Origin of the sequence: Winogradskyella vincentii (genome assembly GCF_020166345.1) — a bacterium.
GTDB classification, from domain to species: domain Bacteria; phylum Bacteroidota; class Bacteroidia; order Flavobacteriales; family Flavobacteriaceae; genus Winogradskyella; species Winogradskyella vincentii.
Genome location: NZ_JAIUJS010000003.1, coordinates 524,925 through 548,658, shown reverse-complemented (window position 1 = coordinate 548,658; position 23,734 = coordinate 524,925). Strand labels below are relative to the sequence as shown.

18 protein-coding genes are annotated in these 23,734 nt (G+C 33.1%); 8 read left to right on the top strand and 10 right to left on the bottom strand.

What is annotated here, in order from left to right; all coding sequences use genetic code 11:
* Window positions 1–91: 91 nt before the first annotated feature.
* Window positions 92–754: an HAD family hydrolase gene (locus LBV24_RS08340; RefSeq protein WP_224478188.1), complete on the top strand. Its 663-nt coding sequence runs from the start codon at window positions 92–94 to the stop codon at window positions 752–754.
* On the opposite strand, the gene LBV24_RS08335 is transcribed toward LBV24_RS08340, so the two are convergent.
* Entirely contained in the window at window positions 751–2,226 is a 1,476-nt protein-coding gene (locus LBV24_RS08335) for a helix-turn-helix domain-containing protein (RefSeq protein ID WP_224478187.1), read from the bottom strand. The genes LBV24_RS08340 and LBV24_RS08335 overlap by 4 nt on opposite strands.
* A gap of 119 nt (window positions 2,227–2,345) precedes the next feature.
* On the opposite strand from LBV24_RS08335, the gene aceB reads away from it, so the two are divergent.
* From aceB to LBV24_RS08315, 4 genes are all read left to right on the top strand, one after another.
* The gene (gene aceB, locus LBV24_RS08330; RefSeq protein WP_224478186.1) at window positions 2,346–3,944 is read left to right on the top strand and encodes a malate synthase A; all 1,599 of its coding nucleotides are present in this window, start codon (window positions 2,346–2,348) and stop codon (window positions 3,942–3,944) included.
* 69 nt (window positions 3,945–4,013) lie between these two features.
* Window positions 4,014–5,645 (top strand): isocitrate lyase, encoded by a 1,632-nt coding sequence (locus tag LBV24_RS08325; protein ID WP_224478185.1) that lies wholly within the window; start codon window positions 4,014–4,016, stop codon window positions 5,643–5,645.
* A gap of 282 nt (window positions 5,646–5,927) precedes the next feature.
* Complete coding sequence (locus LBV24_RS08320; protein WP_224478184.1) at window positions 5,928–6,761, top strand: tetratricopeptide repeat protein; 834 nt, start codon at window positions 5,928–5,930, stop codon at window positions 6,759–6,761.
* A gap of 6 nt (window positions 6,762–6,767) precedes the next feature.
* Complete coding sequence (locus tag LBV24_RS08315) at window positions 6,768–9,707, top strand: T9SS type A sorting domain-containing protein (protein WP_224478183.1); 2,940 nt, start codon at window positions 6,768–6,770, stop codon at window positions 9,705–9,707.
* Between the two features lie 355 nt (window positions 9,708–10,062).
* Here LBV24_RS08315 and LBV24_RS08310 read toward each other — a convergent pair whose 3' ends face one another.
* From LBV24_RS08310 to prfB, 7 genes are all read right to left on the bottom strand, one after another.
* Window positions 10,063–12,489: a TonB-dependent receptor domain-containing protein gene (locus tag LBV24_RS08310; RefSeq protein ID WP_224478182.1), complete on the bottom strand. Its 2,427-nt coding sequence runs from the start codon at window positions 12,487–12,489 to the stop codon at window positions 10,063–10,065.
* 11 nt (window positions 12,490–12,500) lie between these two features.
* The gene (locus tag LBV24_RS08305; RefSeq protein ID WP_224478181.1) at window positions 12,501–13,172 is read right to left on the bottom strand and encodes a LytR/AlgR family response regulator transcription factor; all 672 of its coding nucleotides are present in this window, start codon (window positions 13,170–13,172) and stop codon (window positions 12,501–12,503) included.
* A complete protein-coding gene (locus LBV24_RS15275; RefSeq protein ID WP_224478180.1) occupies window positions 13,172–14,200 on the bottom strand; it encodes a sensor histidine kinase in 1,029 nt (342 codons plus the stop codon). Before LBV24_RS15275 ends, LBV24_RS08305 begins: the two co-directional genes overlap by 1 nt.
* 133 nt (window positions 14,201–14,333) lie before the next feature.
* Window positions 14,334–14,792: a hypothetical protein gene (locus LBV24_RS08295; RefSeq protein ID WP_224478179.1), complete on the bottom strand. Its 459-nt coding sequence runs from the start codon at window positions 14,790–14,792 to the stop codon at window positions 14,334–14,336.
* Between the two features lie 11 nt (window positions 14,793–14,803).
* Window positions 14,804–15,145, bottom strand: a complete 342-nt coding sequence (gene arsC, locus LBV24_RS08290; protein ID WP_224478178.1) for an arsenate reductase (glutaredoxin) — start codon at window positions 15,143–15,145, stop codon at window positions 14,804–14,806.
* A 1-nt stretch (window position 15,146) separates the two neighbouring features.
* Window positions 15,147–15,764 carry an HAD family hydrolase gene (locus tag LBV24_RS08285; RefSeq protein ID WP_224478177.1) on the bottom strand — a complete coding sequence of 206 codons (618 nt, stop codon included), beginning with the start codon at window positions 15,762–15,764 and terminating at the stop codon, window positions 15,147–15,149.
* A protein-coding gene (gene prfB / locus LBV24_RS08280; protein ID WP_224478176.1) for a peptide chain release factor 2 occupies window positions 15,765–16,875 on the bottom strand; the annotation gives its coding sequence in 2 pieces (ribosomal slippage) (window positions 15,765–16,811 and window positions 16,813–16,875; 1,110 coding nt in all).
* 102 nt (window positions 16,876–16,977) lie between these two features.
* Here prfB and LBV24_RS08275 point away from each other — a divergent pair.
* Both LBV24_RS08275 and LBV24_RS08270 read left to right on the top strand, forming a co-directional pair.
* On the top strand, window positions 16,978–19,383 hold the full coding sequence (locus tag LBV24_RS08275) for a zinc-dependent metalloprotease (RefSeq protein ID WP_224478175.1): 2,406 nt from the start codon (window positions 16,978–16,980) through the stop codon (window positions 19,381–19,383).
* 63 nt (window positions 19,384–19,446) lie between these two features.
* Window positions 19,447–20,577, top strand: coding sequence for an ATP-grasp domain-containing protein (locus LBV24_RS08270; RefSeq protein ID WP_224478174.1), 1,131 nt, complete (start codon window positions 19,447–19,449; stop codon window positions 20,575–20,577).
* Between the two features lie 82 nt (window positions 20,578–20,659).
* Here LBV24_RS08270 and LBV24_RS08265 read toward each other — a convergent pair whose 3' ends face one another.
* Entirely contained in the window at window positions 20,660–22,132 is a 1,473-nt protein-coding gene (locus LBV24_RS08265) for a hypothetical protein (protein WP_224478173.1), read from the bottom strand.
* A 216-nt stretch (window positions 22,133–22,348) separates the two neighbouring features.
* Between LBV24_RS08265 and LBV24_RS08260 the strand changes: the two genes are divergently transcribed.
* Window positions 22,349–23,374: a threonine aldolase family protein gene (locus LBV24_RS08260; RefSeq protein ID WP_224478172.1), complete on the top strand. Its 1,026-nt coding sequence runs from the start codon at window positions 22,349–22,351 to the stop codon at window positions 23,372–23,374.
* A 7-nt stretch (window positions 23,375–23,381) separates the two neighbouring features.
* On the opposite strand, the gene LBV24_RS08255 is transcribed toward LBV24_RS08260, so the two are convergent.
* Window positions 23,382–23,705 (bottom strand): YbaB/EbfC family nucleoid-associated protein, encoded by a 324-nt coding sequence (locus LBV24_RS08255; RefSeq protein WP_224478171.1) that lies wholly within the window; start codon window positions 23,703–23,705, stop codon window positions 23,382–23,384.
* Window positions 23,706–23,734 lie beyond the last annotated feature (29 nt).

Genomic DNA, 23,734 nt, shown 5'->3' with positions numbered 1-23,734 from the left:
AATAAAATCCTATGAGTTAAGCATCAAATCAAATTAAGATTTGATGCTTTTTTATGTTTAAGTTTTTATATTCGCCGCAAATTAGAAAACGATGCTTAAAGCTGTTCTTTTTGATATGGATGGTGTAATTGTAGATACTGAACCTTTACACTATAAGGCCTATCATAAGATGTTTAAAGACGTTAATATTAATGTCGATGAAGATTTGTATGAATCATTCACTGGGCAATCTACAATTAATATTTGCAGACGATTGGTCGATCATTTCAAATTAGATTTTATACCAGAATATTTGGTTGAGCTAAAACGTCAGCATTTTAAATATTTGTTTGAGCATGACAAGGAGTTAAAGCTAATTGATGGTGTATTGCAATTAATCCAGGATTATTACAATAATAACATTAAGTTAGTGGTTGCATCTTCTGCTTCAATGCCTAATATTAATAGGGTTTTTGAAAGGTTTAATTTAAACCAGTATTTCAATGGGAAATTTAGTGGTGCTGATTTAAAGGAATCAAAACCACATCCTGGGATATTTATAAAAGCATCCGAATTTACAGGTTTCTTAAAGACTGAATGCATAGTTATTGAAGATTCCACAAATGGCATTAAGGCAGCTAAGGATGCTGATATTTATTGTGTTGGCTTTAAAAGCCCTCACTCATCTGGGCAGGATTATTCGAATGCAGATTTAGTTATTTCAGATTTTAATGATATAAGGTTTCACAATCTAAACGCTTTTTTATGCAGTTAACTGTAGCGTTCAGTAATCTGTTTAACTACAGCAGCTGTTTTAGCTTCTTTTTCTTTAGATGCCAATCGAGTTGCTAGGACTTGTCTAACATCGCAATTCTGAATACTACATCGTTCACAGGTAACACCAACATCAATTTTTTTAAGAGATTTGTGGTCAAGGAAATTAACTTTTCGACGTAATTGGGTATTTAATTTTATGCCGATAGCAATACTTCTAAAACGATCTGACCTAAAAGGGTCTTTAGTTGCAGAAGCTAAGACCAGGTATTGAGTGTTTTCTTCTGGGTAATTAGAAATTTGAATATCAAAAGCATGTTCCGAATCATTTTTACTGATCTCCTCCAATACCTTAAGTGACGCCCATCTTCTGCAATAATGTTCATTGTTTTCATTTGCCCTAGGTGATTGTTGCTTTGCCAGGTGCAGTTCTTTGTTGAGATAGAACAAATTAGAATTTTTCCGATGAGAAAATCTAAGAAAAAAGAGGTTGTTTAAATTAAAATCCTTTGGTAGAATATTTGTTAGTCGTTGATAAATGCTTTCAGGAGAACCGTTGTATTTAAACAATGTTGCGTTAAAATCTTTTGCGTTAAACTGTTTTTGCTCAAACAAATTTTTAATGTCATTGACAAAACTTTGCCTTGGTATTGTGAGAGCACCTGCAAAATAGGAAGCATAAAAATTATTGAGAACTTCATCAAAATTTTCAAATTTTATCCATGAAAACGTATATAGCCTTTCCTTAATGTTTAAATAATTATAGGCAAGTTCCTTTGCGTAGATAAAAGCACGTTGTGAGTCGTCAATGCTTTTGGTTATTAATAATGTTTTGGTTTTTGGGACAAATATTGATCTTAAATTTTCAAGTTCTATATGTGCGCTTAGCTCATCATTATTGATAGTGTATCCATATTCTTCTGTTAGGACGTCCTCTAATTCTTGGGTAGATATCTTTTCATTAAGATTTATTTGATAGGTTTTAGCAAATTTAATTACTGCTTGTTCTAAATCATCAAAATAGTTATTGTTTGCTTCTTGAAACGAACGTACTGAAGCTAAATAGAAACTCTCCTTGCTAAAATTATAATTACGTGCAATTTCAATAATGGTACTTATAAATGCAGTTACTTTTACTGGAGCATTTGAAATAATATCAATCATAGTGCTCTCTTGAATACCAAATAACTCTAATGGAATTTCTTTGAGCAATTTAGATTGAAGAATTTCACCGATTGGTGCAAGATTCTTATCTAGTTTTAAAGACACCATGTCGTCATAAGGCACATCTAAATGTTCAGAGAGTAAGGCGATTTTATCTGGTTTTGGATATTTTTTACCTTTTTCAATTTCGTTCAAATATGATTTTGACATACCTGAAAGTTTTGACAACCCAAATAGTGAAAGCCCTCGTTCTGAGCGTATTTGCTTGAGTTTAAGGCCAAAAATCAACTTTATGTAATCTTGTTCCATAAGGCAAATATAAAATTATTTGCGAATAATCGATAAAAAGCGAAAAATATAGATTAGCGAACGTTCGCTTGTTTTTTCCAAAAACTTGTTGTAACATTGTTTCATAAAATCAAATCAATATGGAATATTTAATCGAAACACCTAAACAAATTTCACTCTCTAAAGATGTAAACAAGTATTATCCAAACATCTTAACTGAGGAAGCTTTATTGTTTATTAAACAACTTCATAAAAAGTTCAATACTCAGCGTTTACAATTATTAGAAAAACGTAAAGGACAACAAGCTTTATTTGATCAAGGTCTTTATCCTTCTTTCCCAGCAGAAACCAAAGATATTAGAGAAGGTAATTGGACAGTTGGAGATATTCCTCAAGATTTATTAGATAGACGTGTTGAGATTACAGGACCAGTTGACAGAAAAATGGTTATTAATGCTCTAAATTCTGGTGCCAAAACATTCATGGCTGATTTTGAGGATAGCAATGCACCAAGTTGGTCAAATAATTTAGAAGGTCAGCAGAATTTATTTGATGCTAACAAAAGAGTTATAGAATTAATAGATGAAAAAAGAGGAAAGCACTATAGATTAAATGATGAAACTGCTGTTCTGTTGGTTAGACCAAGGGGTTTACATCTTAATGAAAGTCATTTATTAGTTGATGGAGAAGAGGTTTCAGGAAGTTTGTTTGATTTTGGTTTATATGTTTTCCATAACACCAAAATTTTATTAGAACAGAATACCGCTCCATATTTCTATATACCTAAGCTAGAACATTATTTAGAAGCACGTTGGTGGAATAAAGTATTTGAATTTGCACAAGATTACCTGAATGTACCCAAAGGGACTTTTAAGGCGACCTTATTAATTGAGACCATAACTGCTAGTTTTCAATTAGATGAGCTAATCTATGAGCTTAAAGATCATATTGTAGGGCTTAATTGCGGTCGTTGGGATTATATATTCTCATATATAAAGAAATTTAGAAACCATAAAGATTTTATTGTTCCTAATAGAGATCAAGTGACAATGACAACTCCATTTATGGCAGCATATTCAGATTTGGTAATTCAGATTTGCCATAAAAGGGGAATTCACGCTATGGGTGGAATGGCTGCTCAAATTCCAATTAAGAACAACCCAAAAGCGAATGAGGAAGCATTAGAAAAGGTGAGGATTGATAAGGAGCGTGAGGCTAAAAATGGCCATGATGGTACTTGGGTGGCACATCCAGCATTAGTTGAAGTGGCAATGAATGAGTTTGATAAATATATGCCAACACCAAATCAAATATTTAGAAAGCGGGAGAATTTATCTATTACAGAATCGGATTTATTAGAAATACCAAAAGGTACCATTACCGAAGCTGGAATTAGAAAAAATATAAATGTTGGTATACTTTATATGGAAGCTTGGCTTAGAGGACATGGAGCTGTAGCCCTTTACCATTTAATGGAAGATGCTGCCACTGCAGAAATCTCGAGAACACAACTATGGCAATGGTTAAAGAATAAAGTTATTCTCGAGGATGGACGCCAATTTAACGCATCACTTTTTGAGGAGTTTTTTGACGATGAAGTGGAAAAAATTGTAACCGAAGTGAGTGAAGAAAAAATTGAAAGTACCAAATTCTGTGAAGCGGTTCAATTATTCAAACGTCTAGTGACGCAAGATAAATTTGAAGAATTTTTAACCCTCTCAGCATATAAACAACTGTAAAAAACAAATCCCGCTAATGCTGCAACATTTCACGGGATCGATATTAAATAATTAATACAAATCAAAATTATGAAAAATTTACCACAAAGCAAGTATTGCTCAGTACTACAAACCGTAAGAGATTTAAAAAATAAATACGGGGAAACATGGAACTCTATCCTTCCAGAAAATGTAGCAAGAATGAACCTACAAAACCGTTTTAAAACAGGATTGGATATTGCGAAATATACCGCTTCTGTGATGCGCAAGGATATGGAAGATTATGACAATGATTCATCTAATTATACACAATCATTAGGATGCTGGCATGGATTTGTGGCACAACAAAAAATGATAGCTGTTAAAAAGCATCACAAAACAACAAGCAAAAGATATTTGTACTTATCTGGATGGATGGTTGCAGCTTTGAGATCTGAATTTGGACCTCTACCAGATCAATCAATGCATGAAAAAACAGCCGTTCCTAGTCTAATTGAAGAGATTTATGATTTTCTGAGACAGGCAGATGCCATTGAATTGAATGATTTGTTTAGACGACTGGCTAAAGGTGAAGATGTACAGGATCTAATAGATAATTTTGAGTCGCATATAGTACCGATTATAGCTGACATTGATGCTGGTTTTGGTAATGAAGAAGCAACATACTTATTGGCAAAGAAAATGATTCAAGCAGGCGCATGTGCGATTCAGATTGAAAACCAGGTATCTGATGCTAAACAATGTGGACATCAAGATGGTAAGGTAACAGTGCCTCACGAGGATTTTATTGCAAAGTTAAATGCGGTTAGATATGCTTTTCTGGAGCTAGGTATTGATGATGGTATTATTGTGGCACGTACCGATTCTGAAGGTGCAGGGTTAACTCAAAAGCTCCCAGTGAGTATAGAACCAGGTGATTTAGCGTCTCAATATTTAGCTTTTGTTGATGCTGAAGAAGTAGCTATTGAGGATGCAAAAGAAGACGATGTTTTATTAAAGCGTGATGGTAAATTAGTAAGGCCAAAAAGATTGGCAAATGGTCTTTACAAATTTAAGGATGGATCTAACATTGATCGGGTTGTGCTTGACTGTATTACAAGTCTTGAGAATGGTGCGGATTTACTTTGGATTGAAACACCAACACCAAATATTAAGCAGATTGCTCATATGGTAAATCGTGTAAGAGCTAAAATTCCGAATGCAAAATTGGTTTATAATAATTCACCGTCATTTAATTGGACTTTAAATTTCAGGGATCAAGCCTATGAAGAAATGTTGTTAGAAGGTGAAAATATGACTGCTTACGATAGAAATGACTTGATGAATGAAAAATATGATGATACCGAACTTAGCTATCGTGCGGATCAGAAAATTAAATCATTCCAAAAAGATGGTGCGAGAGAGGCAGGTATATTCCATCATTTAATCACTTTGCCTACATATCATACAACTGCATTACACATGAATGATTTAACCGAAGGTTATTTTGGAGATGAAGGTATGTTGGCATATGTTCAAGGTGTACAAAGACAGGAAATAAGAAAGAAAGTGTCTTGTGTTAAGCATCAAAGAATGGCAGGTTCTGATCTTGGTGATGACCACAAAACATTCTTTGCAGGAGATAAAGCATTAAAAGCTGGTGGTGAAAAGAATACATCAAATCAGTTTGAAGATAAGACCGAAGTTAAAAAGGTTAATCAAAAACTTGGTGTTGTTGCTTAAGAAATTTGGTTATGTAGAATCAGTTCTGTTTATTAATTAGTTAGATTGAAACACACTCAGAAATGGGTGTGTTTTTGTTTATTTAAAATTTCACATATTGAAACAGTCGTTTTACATGAAGTAAAATTGTGATTTAGATTACGATTATAAATCATAATTATTTCATTATAAATTAATTGCAGATAATCAAGAATAATAACATTTCATCTAATTTAACAGATACTACCCCTTATTTTATTTTTTTGGAGTTGTATTTTCTATACTTTTATTGAAAAGGGGACATTGTTTAGAAAATCGCTATTAATACTATTCTCAATATTCGTTGGTATAAATGCCAATGCACACGGTGATTTGCATAAACGAATATTAAAAGTCACAGAAGAAATTAAACAATACCCTGATAGTTCTTATTTATATTTTAAAAGAGGAGAGCTTTATTTTCAGCACAATAATTTTATTAAGAGTCATAAAGATTTAATGACATCCAAGAGGTTAGGAGATGATGGCGATGATGTCCAATTTCTTTTAGCTAAGTGTAATTTTGAACTTAAAAAATACCGATCTAGTAAACGGTTGGTGGATAAATTGATAAGGAAACAACCAAAAAATCCAGTTGTCATTAGATTATTAGCAGATATTTATTTTGAAAGGAAAAAATTTATTAAATCTGCAGAAGCATATGAAGATGTAATTAAATATTCAAATGTTACCTATCCAGAGTATTATATATATGCTTCAAAAGCTTGGTATTCAACCAATTCCGAGGAAGGAGTTATAAAAGCCCAAATGATATTATATCAAGGAATTGAAAGTTTAGGAAATATCATGGTTCTGTATAATCAACTCGTATCGAATTATATAAATTTTGGTGATTACTCTAAGGCTGCCGAAGTTCAATTAAAAGTCATAGAAATTAGTCCAAGAAAAGAACGAACTTATCTAAAGTTGGCATGTATACAAGAAATGCAAAAAGAATATGCTGATGCTATAATATCACTTAAATATGCAATAACTCATTACGAATCCCTACCCTATAGAATTAAGAATGCAAAATTCATGAAAGAATTTTATTCTGAATTGAATTTAAAAAAACAAAATCTTGAACGAAAAATTTAGTTAAAAATGATTAAAAAGTACACTTTGACATGTCTTTTATTTTTATTCGGGTATATAGGATTTACTCAATCTATTATTAGAGGACCATACCTTCAAAAAGGAACGCAAACCAGTGTTGTAATTAAATGGAGGACAGATTCTAACGATTCGTCAATAATAGAGTATAGTACTGATTCTGCTTTTGGTACCTTTACAACTTTTAGTGATTCAACTTTGAAGTCAGATCATGAAGCAGAAATTACTGGTTTAACCTCCGGTACAGTTTATTATTATAGAATTGGAATAGGAGGTGGTTTATTACCAAATGATTCAGAACTGTATTTTAAAACCCATCCTGTAATTGGCTCGACCGATCCTTACACATTTTGGATTGCTGGTGGTATAGGTCAAGCAGGTTTTAGTTCTGCAAATGCCGTTGCGGTAGAAGTGAGAGATGCGTATTATTCATATATTGGAAATGATATTACAGACGGTATTATTTTGACTGGTGATAATGCAGACTCTAAAGGAACTGATGCTCAATTTCAAACTCATTTATTTAATGTATATAATGACAAGATTAAAAATTCTATATTGTGGGCTACACTCGGTAATATTGATGGGAAATTTGTTAATAATACAACAGCTCCAATAGGGGCTTATTATGATGTTTTTACATTTCCAACATCCGGAGAATCAGGAGGTTTAGCTTCAGGTACAGAGTCATATTATTCATTTGATTATGGAAATATTCATTTTATAGTTTTGAACTCGCATGACGAGGACAGATCTGTAGGTTCAACTATGTACAATTGGGCTTTAAATGATATTCAAAGTACAACACAGGAATGGATTATTGGGATTTGGCACCACCCACCTTATTCTAAAGGTTATCATACTTCTGAAGGTTTGCAATATGTTGGTACCCCTGCAGAAATTCAGTTAATTGAAATGAGAGAGAATATTATTCCGATGTTAGAAGCTAATGGAATTGATTTAGTTATTTCAGGTCATACAGAGGTTTACGAAAGATCTTATTTTATTAATGGACATTATGGTGAATCTGCATCTTTTGATTTTGCTACACATGCAGTTGGGCCTAATGGTGAGGGAGATGGTAAGTTAAATGGTGATGGAGTTTACAGTAAATCGTTAATAGGACAAAATGCAAATATTGGAACTGTTTATTCAGTTAATGCAACTGCATCTCGTGATGCCAATTGTGAATGTGATCACAATGCAATGTATTATTCTGTTAAACAATATGGGACTGGGATTCTAGAAGTAGAGGGCAACACCCTTTCCATGAAATTTTTGAATCGTTTTGGTGTAATAGAAGATCAATTTTCCATTCACAAAGGCCCTGATTACATTTTTGACGGCTCTTGGCAGGATGGAAATAATCCCAATGGATTATCTACAGATTTGGAGGATATTGCAATTGTTTCAGGAACAGCTTCAATTTCTTCTAATACTACCTCAAATACAGTGGTAGTAAATCCTGGAGCTAAATTGAGTATTGATTCTGGTGTGAGTCTAACAGCTAATACAATTGTTCTTGAATCGGACTCAGATAATTATTCAGTGCTCAACCCGAGCACTTCTAGCACTGTTAATGGCAAGACTAAATATGAACGTTACACAAATCAAATCGGTTCAGGTTCTTCAGGAGGTAATGATTTAATAGCATCTCCTCTTACAAGCGGCACTATGGAGACCTTTGGTGCATTTGCAGATTGGAATAAAAACATGTCTGCGCTTAACGACATTAGAGCATTTGCTCCTTATAATAATAATTCGGGTAATTTCGAAAATTACAATGTTGTCTCCAATGAGACAACCCAATTAGAACCAGGAAAAGGATATCGTGCTGCCACTGATGATGGCAGTCCATTGGTATTTACAGGCAATGTCAGTATTGGTAATGTTAACACAACCATTTCTACAGGGACTTCTAGTATTTGGAATTTGGTTGGTAACCCTTACACAAGTTATTTAGATAGCCAAGAGTTCCTCGATGTCAATGGTGCGCTTGGAAGCGATGTTTTAGATTCGAGTTTCAACGCAGTTTATGGATATAATGCTGGTACTGATGGCACAGGTATATGGACTATTATAAACAATGTTCAAAACATAGGTAAAAATATAGCGCCAGGACAAGGGTTTTTCGTTGCGTCAAATGGCACTGGAGGTGCCAACAATTTGTCTTTCACACCAGATATGAGAACATTAAATGGAACTGATGATTTTATATTGGGTAGGCAGAATCAAGAAAATACCATTTCTCATCTTGAATTATCTATCGAGAATTCATCTATATCATATGAAACGGATTTTTACTTTACTAATAATTCTACTTTAGGATTGGACCCAGGTTATGATGCTGGATCTTTCGATTCTCAAAATTCTGAGTTTGCATTATATTCTCACTTAGTCAATGATAATAACGGAGTAAATATGGCAATACAAGCTATGTCAATTGAAGATATGAATGACGTTAGTATACCTCTTGGATTGAACTCTCAGCCAGGAGAATCTGTTACATTTCAAATAAGTCAAAGTAACTTACCTGGAAGTATAAATGTGTATTTAGAGGATAATATAGAAAATACATTCACGCTCTTAAATTCTAACGATTATACCTTCACTTCAAGTGAAGAACTAAATGGAGTCGGTAGATTTTTTCTTCATTTCTCAGCTTCAATATTATCGCTTCAAGGGGATGAGTTGAATGGACTGCAAATTTATACAACAGCTAGTCCTGAGACTATAAATGTTAATGGTAGATTATTCGGACCTTCAATATTAAATTTATATGATATGCAAGGAAGGTTAGTCATAACAGATGTATTAAATCACAACAGCAATATAAATTCTATCGATGTTGAATCATTAAATTCTGGTGTTTACATAGTTAAGCTTAAGGTTGGAAATCATATTAGAACAGAGAAGGTTATTATAAGATAATTCTTTTGTGAAATAATTATATCAAATTAAACCAATTCTATTTAGGGTCTCAGTAAATCATTCAGACTGATTTCTTTTTCTCTTTTTAAATAAGTGACTAGCTTTAGAAATAACAACGCCGTAATAAAAGCATCACCTGATGCTGTATGTCTATCATGCTTTGGAAATTGAGAATAACTGATCCCTAGTGAGCATATCAAAAGGAGGGAATTCCTTTAAAAAATCATATATCCGCTCAGCTATGGTATTCATTTTAGCAATTTAGCGAAAAAATAAAGAGACTAATATGAGAATAGTCATCTTTCTTGCTAAATTGATATAGCTATTATGAGAACTATACTAAACCATTATGTGTTTAACCTTCAAACTCAAAGTCATCACCATTATCACCATTGGCACGACCAGAACGTTCCCTTTTCTTTTGTTGGTTAAATCTGTAGGTGAAAGCAAGATTAAAGGATCTTACTCGCCATTGAAATTCACTTTCGGAATTAAATGTTGGAGTAGTGGTTTCGGTAATTCGTTTTCTTGAATTAAAAACATCACTAATATTAAATGCTAATGAGGCTTTATCTTTAAATAAATCTTTACTGAAAGCAAGATTCATTGAAAATATACCTTTACGTTCATTTTGAGCATCTACAGAAGGGCCTCTATAGTTAAGACGCGTTTGCCAATCTATGTTTCCAGGTAAGGTGTATTTGTTATTGAGTCTAACAAACCAACTTGTGTTTTCAGCACCAAAATCAGTGCCTTCGTAAAACCCTTCAGTTATTGAGCGAAATAAATTAAAATTACCATTCATATTCCATTTTTTTGATGGTCTGTAGGTAAGTGTAAATTCAAATCCATAACGGTCATTAGTGGCTAAATTAATTGGTGAGCGACGAATCACAGGCACTTCTGTACCACCAACTATAGCTGTTTCTCCAGTTTCCTCTGTTATAAAAACAAATATATCAGTGGCATGGGTATAATAAATTGAACTATTTAAGGACAGCTTGCCAAACTTGTTATAATACCCTAAATCTAAAGTGTTGGAATAACTAGGATCTAAATCTGGATTACCTTGGAATAAATTTGTTGCAGAACTACGAGATGGAAATGGATTGATAAATCTTGATCTTGGACGTCTAATTCTACGATTATAACCTAAGGTAATATTTTGATCTTCACTCATTTCATAGGCCAAATTCACAGTTGGGAAAAGACCAACATAACTCTTTTTTTCAAAGTCACCACTTGTTACCTGATCTATAGTAATTCGTGAATCTTCCATTCTAAGACCTAATAAGTAGCTAAATTTTTCACCCATTTTACTACCAAATTGCGTGTAAAATGCATTGACGTATTCCTTATATATTAGATTATTGCTTAGATTCTCGTCAAGAATAAAATCTCCACTGTCATTGCTAAAAGCTACTGCATAATCAGTATCCAATGTCAGGAACCTACCTTGATAACCAGCTTCAAACTGACTTACTTCTCCAATTGGTTGTACATAATCACCCTGTAAAAAAATACGATCTTGATTTTCGTCCGTTACAACGTCTTCAACATCAATACCATCCTGCTGAATCAATGAAGCCTCTAATTCAGAACTGCTCTCATATTGAAAATTTGCAGTTAATTTATGTTCGGAATCACCATTAAACTGTTTATCAAAATTGACTGAATATTGGATGGTTTTGTCATCTTCAAATTCTGGATCGAAACGTAAAGTTGTGTTTACTAAATTGTTTGTTCCATCAAATTCTTGTAAAACATTAGTTGTTTCCTGTTCATTATTGCTATCTCTATATTGAATTGATGTCGTTAACGATGCAGTTTCATTGATATACCATTCTACACCTAAGTTTGTGTTTAGCCCTTTTCTAATTCTATCAAATTCGCGTTCCTCCTGAATAGAGTTGTTGGTCTCTAGAAACTCTGTGTCGGTATATGAATTACCTGGCACATTGCGATAGTTGTAACTCGTAGTATTGAAGAAATTTAAGTCGCCAGTTCTAAAATTAATATTCCCAGAAACTCCAGCTTGCTCAGGATAACCTGCATTAACAGTAACTGCACCATTTAATCCAGTTAATTTACTTCGTCTTAATATAATATTTAAAATACCAGCTTGACCTTCAGCATCATATCTTGCCGATGGTGATGTAATTACTTCAACTCTTTCAATTGCTTCTGCAGGTAATTGTCTAAGTGCTTCTGTAGAATTCAATCCAACTAGGCCAGAAGGTTTACCATTTATTAAGATTCTTACATCATCATTTCCTCTTAAGGCTACATTACCTTCAACATCTACCGAAACAGAAGGTACATTGTCTAAAACATCACTTACGGTACCACCTCTGACCGTAAGATCTTTACCAACATTATAAATTTTCTTGTCTAGCTTTATCTCAACTGTGGTTTTTTCTGCAATTATTTCCACTTCCTCCAAAGCTTCAACATCTGGTACTAATCCTACAGTTCCTAAATTGACGTTACGGCTAATAGTCTTATTGAAATAGTCTTTAGTTTTATATGAAATGTATTCTACCGATATATTATAAGTGCCACTTGCAACTTTAATACTGAACTTACCTTTAGAATCGGTAATACCTCCTGTTATAACTTTACTATCTGTATTTGACTTAAATGTGATTGTAGCGTACTCCAAAGGAATATTGCTTTCTTGTTCTACAACAATTCCTTCAACTTTTACTTCTTTTTGAGCGTTGCTAACACTAATAGAAATTACAAGTAATATTGTAAGTATAAATTTATTTTTAAGTATCATATATTTTTAATTTATGAGGCAAATTTTTTGATAAATTCATTTTTAAAAGTTCTACCGATAGGAACGATAATATCATTTTGAAGGAATACTTCGTTACCAGAAATCTTAATAATTTTATTGGTATTAATAATAAAGGATTTATGTATCCTATAAAACATGCTATTGGAAAGTTGATTTTCCCAATGACGTAAAGGCTCGGCAGAAACAATTTTTTTGTTGTTAAAATGTATTTCGGTATAATCAGAATCTGCCATTATATAAATGATTTCTTCTGGTATAATTCTAATATGTTCATGACCACTTTTTATATAAAGCTCATCGGCAGATTTATTTACAGAAGCATTATTTACCTTAGAAATTGCTTTAATAAACCTTTGGAATGAAAAGGGTTTTAATAGGTAATCCACAACGTTATATTCATAGCTCTCTAAAGCATAGTCTTGAAAGGCAGTTGTTAGAATTATTGAAGGAGGATTAGATAAGCTTTTTAAGAAATCCATTCCAGATATTTTAGGCAGATGTATATCTAGAAATATGAGATCAATTTGTTTTGAATTTATTGTTTCAATTGCTTCTAATGAATCTGTAAAGGTCGCTACTAAGTTGAGAGAGCTAGTGTCTGCTATATATTTTTTTAACAGACGCTGTGCAGGTAATTGATCCTCTATTATTATACAGTTCATTAATTTTTAGTTTTATTAAGATCTAAAGTTAATTGTACTTTAAAGTATTCATTATCATCTGAAATTTTCAATTTGTGTGATTTAGGATACATCAAATCCAAACGTTTTTTTACATTCTCAAGCCCAATTCCTTGATCTAACTTATTCACATTTGTCTCGGATTGGTATGAGTTTATGCATGTAAAATTCAGTATACCATTATCACTAACATTAATGTCTGAGTTAATTGAAATTCTTTCTGTTTGACTTGATGCACTATGTTTAAAAGCGTTTTCTATAAAAACGGTTAAAACCAAAGGGGCAATGTTATAGTTTTCTGGTATGTTACCTATGGTAATGTTAACCTTTCCACGACCTTCTATTTGGAGTGTACTTAAATTAATATAGTTTTTAAGATGCTCTATTTCTTTGTTTAAAGGGACAAATCTCGCTTTGCAATCATATAACATGTAACGAAGCACTGAGGATAATTCTAAGATAAGATCGGGAGTTTTTGGTGATTGCTCTACGGCGTAGGCATAAAGATTATTTATATTGTTAAACAGAAAATGTGGATTAATTTGTGATTTAAGATATTGTAATTCGCTCTCTTTTGCATAGTTCTTTAACTCATGAACTTCACGTTGTTTAATGAGAGCATCCCATGCAAACTTAAAACCAACCAATATAGTTATAGTAGGTAAGGAACTCAATAAATTGTAAAAAATCCCCAAAAACCTTCTACCTCGTGTTTCAGGATAATAGATTTGTTCTAGAACAGCTTCTTCTGTTACTATTACTATCGCAATTACAATTAGCGAGTAAAGTGCAAAGTGCCAATACCTATTTTTATAAAGAAATTTTGGTAATAGAACATAATTAATAATTAGCGCAGCAATAGCAAAGTTTAAATAAAATAAAATCTGATGAGCTTCTATGCCAGGTAAGCGCCTGTCAAAAGCAAAAAATATGAACACAATAATATTAAGTGCAATTTGAAAAAAAAGCTCTTTTAAATTAAACGGTGGTGTGTTAATATTTGATTTCACACCGCAAAAATACGCTATTATTGTACGTTGTTTAGTCGAAAAACATGAATGGTATGTACTATTGCCTGAATGACATACTTTTACCTGTAAAGCGCAATAGATTATTTTTTACAAGGTTATTTTAGTATAGGATTTATCCTTTTTTCTTCTTTTTCTTCTTTTTCTTCTTCTTCTCTTTTTTGACAGCTTTTTCGTCAAAATCGCCCTTAATCATATCCTGAATTTTATTCATATCGCCTTCGGATATAACTGTTTCAAGCTCTTTAAAGTGATTGTCTTCAAGTGCTTTAATGGCATTATTTCTGTCTAAACTATGCTCAAAACGCGTTTTCAATACTGCCATTTTAGCATCATAGTAGGTTAATAAATGTTGCTTAATGATAACTTTTTGAAATTCATCTGCCTCGAGCGTTGATAAAAAATTATCGATGTATTCTAGTTTACGCTCCTCAATCATTCGCTTTCGCTTTTCAATATCTTGCTCAGATGGTTCACTGCTCACTTGCGGGTTGCCCATTCTATCTCTTCTTGTTTGACTGTATACATTGAGTCCTAGGAAAAGTAATAATAATGCTATAACTATTTTTTTCATTTTAAAAGCGCTTATAATATTTCGTTTATAGTTTCAGGTGGTCTGCCAACAATAGCTTTATTGCCATTTACCACAATTGGTCGCTCAATTAACTTTGGATTGGCAATCATTGCCTCTACGATTTCAGCATCGGTAAGCGATTTGCCTTTAAATTCTGATTTCCAAATTGCTTCATTCTTTCTTACCAGGTCAATTGGTTTAATTTCCAGTTTTGCAATGATATTCTTTAATTCAGCAACATTAAGTTGGTCATCTAAATATTTAACAACATTAAAAGTTTTACCAGATTTTTCAACAATTTCGAGACCTTCTCTTGATTTTCTACATCTTGGATTATGGTAAATAGTGATCATATTAGATATTAATTGTGTAGTTACTTAATTCTTTAATCAATGCTTTAGGGTTTTCAAAATGTATGCCATTTATGCCTAATTCTTTCGCAGCATTAATATTTCTTAGATTGTCATCAATAAAAATTGAATTTTGTGCCGTAATATCAAACCTATTCAAGGTTATTTCATAGATATCTTTAAAAGGTTTTCTTGTTTTTTCTTCACCAGAAACAACAATGCCTTCGAACCAATGTAAAAAATCAAAACGGTCTAATGCTATTGGAAAAGTTTCATGACTCCAATTAGTTAGTGCAACTACTTTGTAATTTGGATTATCTATTAACGCCCTCAATATTTTCACAGTACCTTCAATTGAATCTCCAAGCATTTCGACCCATCTGCCGTAATACATTCTAATGATTTCTTCGTGTTTTGGAAACATGGCTACTCTTTCTTCAGTTGCCAGTTGTAAAGGATAGCCTGCGTCTTGATTTTCATTCCAATCGTTGGTACAGATGTTATCAAAGAACCATTTCATTTTCTGGCGATCTCCTTTGAATACATCCAAATAGACATACTCAGGATTCCAATCGATTAGAACACCTCCTAAATCAAAAATAATGGTATCTATCTTGTTCATTTATATTGTGTTATTATCTTCTTCTTTTTGTCCCATCATCATAAGATAAGATTTTAAAAACGGCTCAATATTACCGTCCATTACGTCATCAACATTACCGGTTTCGTGACCAGATCTGACGTCTTTCACCAATTTATATGGATGCATCACATAGTTTCTAATTTGGCTTCCCCATTCAATTTTCATCTTACCAGCTTCAATATCATCTCTTTGCGTCATTTGTTTCTGTAGTTCAATCTCGTACAACTGAGATTTTAACATTTGCAAAGCTCTAGCTCGATTATCGTGTTGAGATCTAGTTTCTGAACACTGAATCTGAATTCCGGTTGGCTTATGCAAAAGTTGAACCTTTGTTTCAACCTTATTTACATTTTGTCCTCCCGCACCACTTGAACGAGCTGTTGTAATTTCAATATCAGCTGGATTTATTTCAACCTCAATAGAATCATCAACCATAGGGTAGACGTATACTGAAGCAAAACTTGTATGACGTTTAGCATTACTATCGAAAGGGGAAATTCTTACTAAGCGATGAACTCCATTTTCTCCTTTTAACCAACCAAAAGCGTAGTCGCCTTCTATTTCCAATGTTACTGTTTTTATACCAGCAACATCTCCTTCTTGATGGTTTAATTCTTTTACTTTATATCCATTTTTCTCTGCATACATCAAGTACATGCGCATTAACATACTGGCCCAGTCACAGCTTTCCGTACCACCTGCGCCTGCTGTAATTTGCAAAACCGCACTAAGACTATCACCTTCTTCTGAAAGCATGTTTTTAAATTCGAGCTTTTCAATGGCTTCTATTGCCTTGCTAAATCGAGCTTCAACGTTTTCCATTGGAGCCTCATCTTCCTTGTAGAATTCGTAAATGACCTCAAGGTCTTCATAAAACGTGTGTGCAGTTTCAAAATCCTTAACCCAGCTTTTCTTTTCTCTTAAAGAGCGCATCACTTGCTCTGCTTTTTTTGAATCGTTCCAAAAATTTGGGTCGAAGGTTTGTTCTTCCTCGTTGGCGATTTCTATCAACTTAGCATCTAAGTCAAAGATATTGCCTTAACTTAGCTAGGCGTGTATTTAGATCTTTAATTTGATCTGATGTTATCATATACAATTACTATTTTGACAAATATAAGTTGCTCTAATAAAGTGCCATAATTTTATGCTGTTTTTTTGAATTTCATTAGTTTTATAGGCTACATCTATTTATATGAATAAAATATTATTTCTACTCGGTTTTATTGCAATTAACTTTACCATTAACGCTCAAATTTTAAACAAAAAGAATTTACAAACATTCGAAGGCTATTTTGATTTTTATTATGAAGAAAGTACAGACAAGATTTATTTAAAAGTTGAAAACTTAAATAAAGAATTTCTCTATGTAAATTCTCTTGCCTCTGGTATTGGTAGCAATGACATAGGGTTAGATCGCGGTCAACTAGGTAATGAGCGACTGGTTTATTTTCAAAAAGCCGGCAATAAGTTGTTGTTGATTCAACCAAATTTAAAGTATCGTGCCAACACTGAGAATGAGTTAGAACGGAAAAGTATTGAACAAGCTTTTGCCAAATCTGTATTGTTTGGTTTTAAAATACTTTCCGATACTGATGGTTATATTGTTGATTTTACACCATTTCTAATGCAGGATACCCATGGTGTTATAAACAGATTAAAAAGTAAAAAGGAAGGTAATTTTAAGTTAGATAAGACGAGAAGTGCTATAGAATTGAATAGTACCAAAGCCTTTCCTGAAAATGTGGAATTTGAAGCTCTGATAACCTATACTGGGCAACCAATAGGGAAAAACCTGAAAACTGTAACACCTACGCCTTCAATTGTTTCTGTTATTCAACACCATTCATTTATTAAGTTGCCAGATAATAACTATAAGCCAAGGGTTTTTGACACAAGAAGTGGAGCCATATCGATTTCTTATATGGACTATGCAACACCTGTTCAAGAAAGTATCAAAAAGCGTTTTATTATTCGTCATAGGTTAGAGAAGAAATTTCCAGATTTGGCAAAAAGTGAAGCGAAAGAGCCAATTGTTTATTATTTAGATCCAGGAACACCAGAGCCAGTTCGGTCTGCGCTTTTAGAAGGTGGTGCATGGTGGAATGAAGCATTTGAATCAGCAGGCTTTAAAAATGCTTTTCAAGTGAATATGTTGCCTGAAGGCGCTGATCCAATGGATTGTAGATACAATGTTATACAATGGGTACATAGGAGTACCAGAGGCTGGAGTTATGGTGCAAGTGTAGTCGATCCTCGTACAGGTGAGATTATTAAAGGTCATGTTAGTTTAGGAAGTTTGCGAATACGTCAAGATTTTATGATTGCCCAGGCTTTAATGAATAATCCGTACGCTATAAGTGACGATAATTATGAACCAATGTTAGAATTAGCATTGGCGAGAATACGACAATTGAGTGCACATGAAATTGGACATACCCTAGGGTTTACTCATAATTTTGCCTCAAGTACTAGTGATAGGGCTTCTGTAATGGATTATCCGCACCCAAATGTTTTTGTAAAGAATAATACTATTGATTTTAGCGATGCTTATGACAAAGGGATAGGAGAGTGGGATAAAGTAACGGTTGCCTATAGTTATTCTGAGTTTGATAAAACAATAAATGAAACTGAGGCTTTGAATGTCATTTTAGAAAACGCCAAGAATGATGGGTTACGGTTTATCTCGGATAGTGATGCAAGAGCTATTGGTGGTGCTCATGCATTAGCGCATTTATGGGATAATGGTAAATTACCACATCAAGGGCTTTCTGAAGTGATGAAAGTGCGGGAATTAGCCATACGTAATTTTTCTGGAGACAACATTAAAGATTTTGAACCTTATTCTGTTTTAGAGGATGTATTTGTGCCTTTATATTTTTATCACAGATATCAAGTTGAAGCGGCGACAAAAGTTATAGGTGGATTAGATTATAATTATGCCGTGAAAAGTGATGGGCAATTCACATCAAAAAGAGTTGATGCAGAAATACAAGAACAGACTTTAAATGCTATAATTAATACATTAAATGTTGAATCGCTTGCGATTCCTAAGGATAAACTTGGCATGTTTCCGCCAAGAGCATATGGTTATAATCGTACACGTGAATCTTTTAAAGGACAAACTGGAGTAGCATTCGATCCATTTAGTGCAGTAAATACAGCTAGTGACATGACTTTAAAATTGCTATTACATCCAGAACGTGCAAATAGACTAATTGTTCAGAAAAGTTTAGATGAAAATCAACTCTCATTAGACAATGTTTTGAAGGCATTAATTCAATCTACATTTGGTGCCAAACATGAGGATAGTTATTATTCAGAAGTACAGCATCAAATAAACATCAATGTGTTGAAATACATGATGAATTTAGCTGTCAATGATAAAACCTTCTTTCAGGTTAAGGCTAAATCTAATCAGGCGATCAATGATGTAATACCGTTATTACAAGACAAGAAAAAATCTGTGCCTTATGCTAGACAATATATGAAATTGATTAGTGAGTTTAAATCACATCCTGATAAGTTCAAACTAACACCTACACCGAAAATACCGGACGGTTCACCTATTGGAAGTGGTATTTGCACTTATATTGACTAGTTTTACTCTTGCTATTAATTACAATTCTTAAAACTTCACTTTAAAACACAGCTCCACAGTTTAATGGACGAAAAATTACGAGATATTTCTGTACTTATACCTGATGGAGAAGACAATATGCTATTGAATGTTGTATATAGCTTGTCCCTTCAATCAAACATTACAATTTACGTTTTGTCTTCATCTAAAAACCACTACATGAAATATTCAAGATTCATTGAAAAATTTATTTTCAAGGAAGAAACGGATGAAAGGGAATGGGTTGAATCAATAAATGAACTAGTAGAAAGATATAATATAGACTTAATAATTCCAGTTTTTGAAATAGGGTTTAGAAAGTTAATAAAGAATAAAACCTTTCTAAGACATAAAGATAAATTATGTCTATTACCGAGTCTTGAGAATTTTGATATTGCTAGAAATAAATATTCTCTTTATGAGCATATGGAAAGTAATAATATACCAACTCCTAAGGGTTTTATATCGATGGATGGAAATTTCAATAATTCAAAAAAAATAGATTTTCCATTAATTGCAAAACCTGTAGTTGGTTTTAATGCTGGACGAGGAGTAAAATTAATTTCTTCGCAGAATGATGCCGTGAAATACCTTGAAAAAAATTCATATGGATGTGCCATACTTTTCCAAGAACATATTGTAGGTTTTGACGTTAGTTGTAATGTGCTTTGTAAGAATGGAGATATATTGTTTCATACTATGCAAAAAAGAAGTAGTGTTACTGATAAAAAAAACAGATCATATCAATTGGGATTTAATTTTATTAATGACGAACAATTACTAAATACAATTGATAATTTAATGAAAAGTCTTGATTGGTCGGGAGTAGCGAATATAGATTGCAGATTTGACATAAATGACAAAGCATTTAAGATTATTGAAATAAATCCAAGATTTTGGGTTAATACAGAATTGTCTGCATTATATGGAGTTAATTTCCCATACTTATATTGTCTTTTATGTTTAAACAAAGATATTAAACCACTTGATTCCTATAACAACAGTAATTTTTTAAGTTTAAAGGGTCTTTTTATTCATTTGAAACATAATCCTTTCCGCTTAATTAAACTCAAATATTTGTGGAGTTGTTCACCGATCAGGTTTGTAATGAAGGATCCATTAACTACAATTAATAAATTTATTTGGCGTATGAAGAATGTTTTATCTCAAGCATAAATAAATAATTTAGTAACCATTATATTAAAAAAGAGGTGCATAATTGCACCTCTTTTTATATACTTTATAAATTTTTATGTGATTACCACCACCAACACCAGCTGTGAGGAGGTTCATATTCACATAATTCTCCACCAAGAGAACTCTGCCCGCTAACGACTTCAATGACACCTCGTCTGTAGCCTGGGCCAATATTAATGTGACAGTTTGTCTTAATTTTGGTGTAGTAGCAATTTCCTACAAATATATAAACCCATTTTCCAAATGTACCATTTGAATTAGCACCTTCAATCGTGAAATCTTCATTCGGACCAACTACTTGGTCAAATATTTTTCTTGCGTAACGTGTATTCCCACGACGTTGGTAAACTTTCACTCGATAATCATTATGCCAATCCCAGTTTAGTGTTAGGTCCGTAACTTTACCCAAACAGTCTTCACATTCTTCTTCAGGTACAGAACAATCTGGATTTGGATTGTCAAATCTACGTCCGTAGCCTGGTCCATCTCCACTTCTAAAACATCCTGCTTTTACCCATACACTAACAATCGGAGATCCATCAGGTGAACATAAATTGGCTGTTTGACCCTCTAGATCTTCGTATTTTACTTCAGTGCCATCTGCGGTTAATAAAACTATATTTGATAAGTCTTTACAAGCACTGACCTCTACACATTGGCAGTCGCAAGAATAAGTTACGGACATACTCGCATCGCAACCTGTACAATCACCATCCGTTAGGGTAGTAGTTTCACAATCTTCTTCGTCCGGAATTTCTCTAGAAATTAAAATTGACTGTACTACTTCAAAATTAGCTGGAATCAATACTAATCCTAACATTTCACCACAACCAGGTTCAAAACCTTCACCGTTTGCGATAGCCATATCGTAGATTTCTTCAGCTTTGATTATATCGTCACTATTCCAATTATTTGTTGGGTTTGTAAGATACAAAGGGAAGTCATTTACAAAATTGTCTGCTCCTTCAATTAATTTCCAAATAGCATATTGCACATGACCATATGTATATTCTGACCCTTCACTGATATCAATATTATTCAACATCCAGTTAACTTTATCAAAATTTTGCGGATTTGCAAATACACTCGCAAACTGCCCAGAACCTTGAAGTTGGCCATCATCATAGGTTGACACAACACTGAAATCTAAACCGTCATCATTAACACCTAAACTTGGTTGCTGATCTGCACAATAGGCTTGGATGATCTCACCCCCATCTAAGGAAATATCAAAATAACCTCCTGTTCCAGGTTTATTTACAACATCAATATTTACAGATGAATTAAGACCTGTATCTAAAAGATCTGGTGTACAGTTACTTGTTTTTGTACTAAAAGAATCCTTAGAAGATCTCAGTATTTCACTTTCTCCGTCGAACATTAATTCTTTGTCCTCTTCACCATCTGAGACAACTTGTCCATCTTTAAATCTCAATAAGGCTTGTTCTGGTGCGTCTTCTTGTACTGATTCGTTTTGACACGACGCGAATACCACTAGCAAGGCTAATAGCGTTAGTTTAGTAAAATGTTTCATAATTAATTAATTGTATAAATGATTAATAGCATTATTTTCAAAGTTATTTTATATTAATTTTAACACACAATAAACTGGTTGAAAACATGCATTTTTAGGTTAAATAGATTAACGCCAAAATTCATCGACATAAGTAACAAAACTACCTGGAAAAAAAATATTAGAATTTATTCAGTTTTGTAATAAAAAGTATTTTTGAAAAAACCTTAACCAAAAATGATTATAGATTTAAGAAGCGATACTGTAACCAAGCCGTCTAAAGGCATGTTAAATGCCATGTTAAACGCAGAAGTTGGAGATGATGTATATAAAGAAGATCCCACAGTTAATGCCTTAGAGGAAAAGCTTGCAAGTATGTTTGGGATGGATAGGGCCTTGTTTTTTCCTACTGGAAGTATGGCAAATCAAGCAGCATTGAAATTACACACAAACCCTGGAGAACAAGTTATTTGTGATAAATATGCACATATATATAATTACGAAGGAGGAGGGGCATCATTTAACAGTGGAATATCTTGCAAACTTGTTGATGGGGATAGAGGAATGTTTACAGCTCAACAAGCAGAAGCTTCTATAAACCCACCGGATTTTTATCATAGCCCATTAACCTCGTTAATTGAGGTAGAAAATACCACCAATAAAGGAGGCGGTGCATGTTGGGATTTTGAAGAACTTAAGAAAATTAGGGAAGTAGCTCATAAACATAATCTTGGATATCACTTGGATGGCGCAAGGCTGTGGAATGCGTTGGTGACATTAGATCATAAACCAAAGAAATATGGTGAATTATTCGACACCATTTCAGTTTGTCTCAGCAAAGGTCTTGGTTGTCCTATTGGATCTGTCTTGATTGGAAATAATGAGTTGATGCAACACGCCATTAGAATAAGAAAAATATTTGGTGGTGGTATGCGCCAAGTTGGTTATTTGGCAGCAGCAGGATTATATGCTCTAGACAACAATATTGAGCGCTTGAAGCAAGATCATTTAAAAGCCAAAGAAATAGGTGAAGTTTTAGAATCATTAACCTTTATTAAAAAGGTTGAACCTATTGAAACAAATATCATAATTTTTGAACTAAAAGATTCTGTAAGCGAAAAAGACTTTTTAAATACTTTAACTGAAAAAAATATTCATATAATAGGTATGGGTAGCAACAAATTAAGAATGGTTACGCATTTAGATTATATAGATGAGATGCACGATTCTCATTTAAAAATTTTAAAGAGTCTAAAATTTTAGTATCCTTTTATTTAAACATATCCATTCCTGGTATATTAGGCATACCTTCTTTCGCAACAGCAGCCAATTCAGCTTCATTGACTTTTGAAGCCTTTTCTATTGCTTTATTTAAAGTTAAGATTAGGTAATCTTCAAGCATTTCTTTGTCTTCAAGTAGTTCATCGTCTATTCTTAATGATTTTATAGTACGGTTTGCAGTAATCGTAACAGAGAGTTTATTGTCATTGCTCGACTGATCAAGAAGTACTGTATTTAATCGCTCTTTTGTTTCTTCAACTTTCTTTTGGGCTTCTTTAAGTTTATTCATCATACCCATCATATCTCCAAACATATTCTTCAATTTTATATTGTGGAGTACAA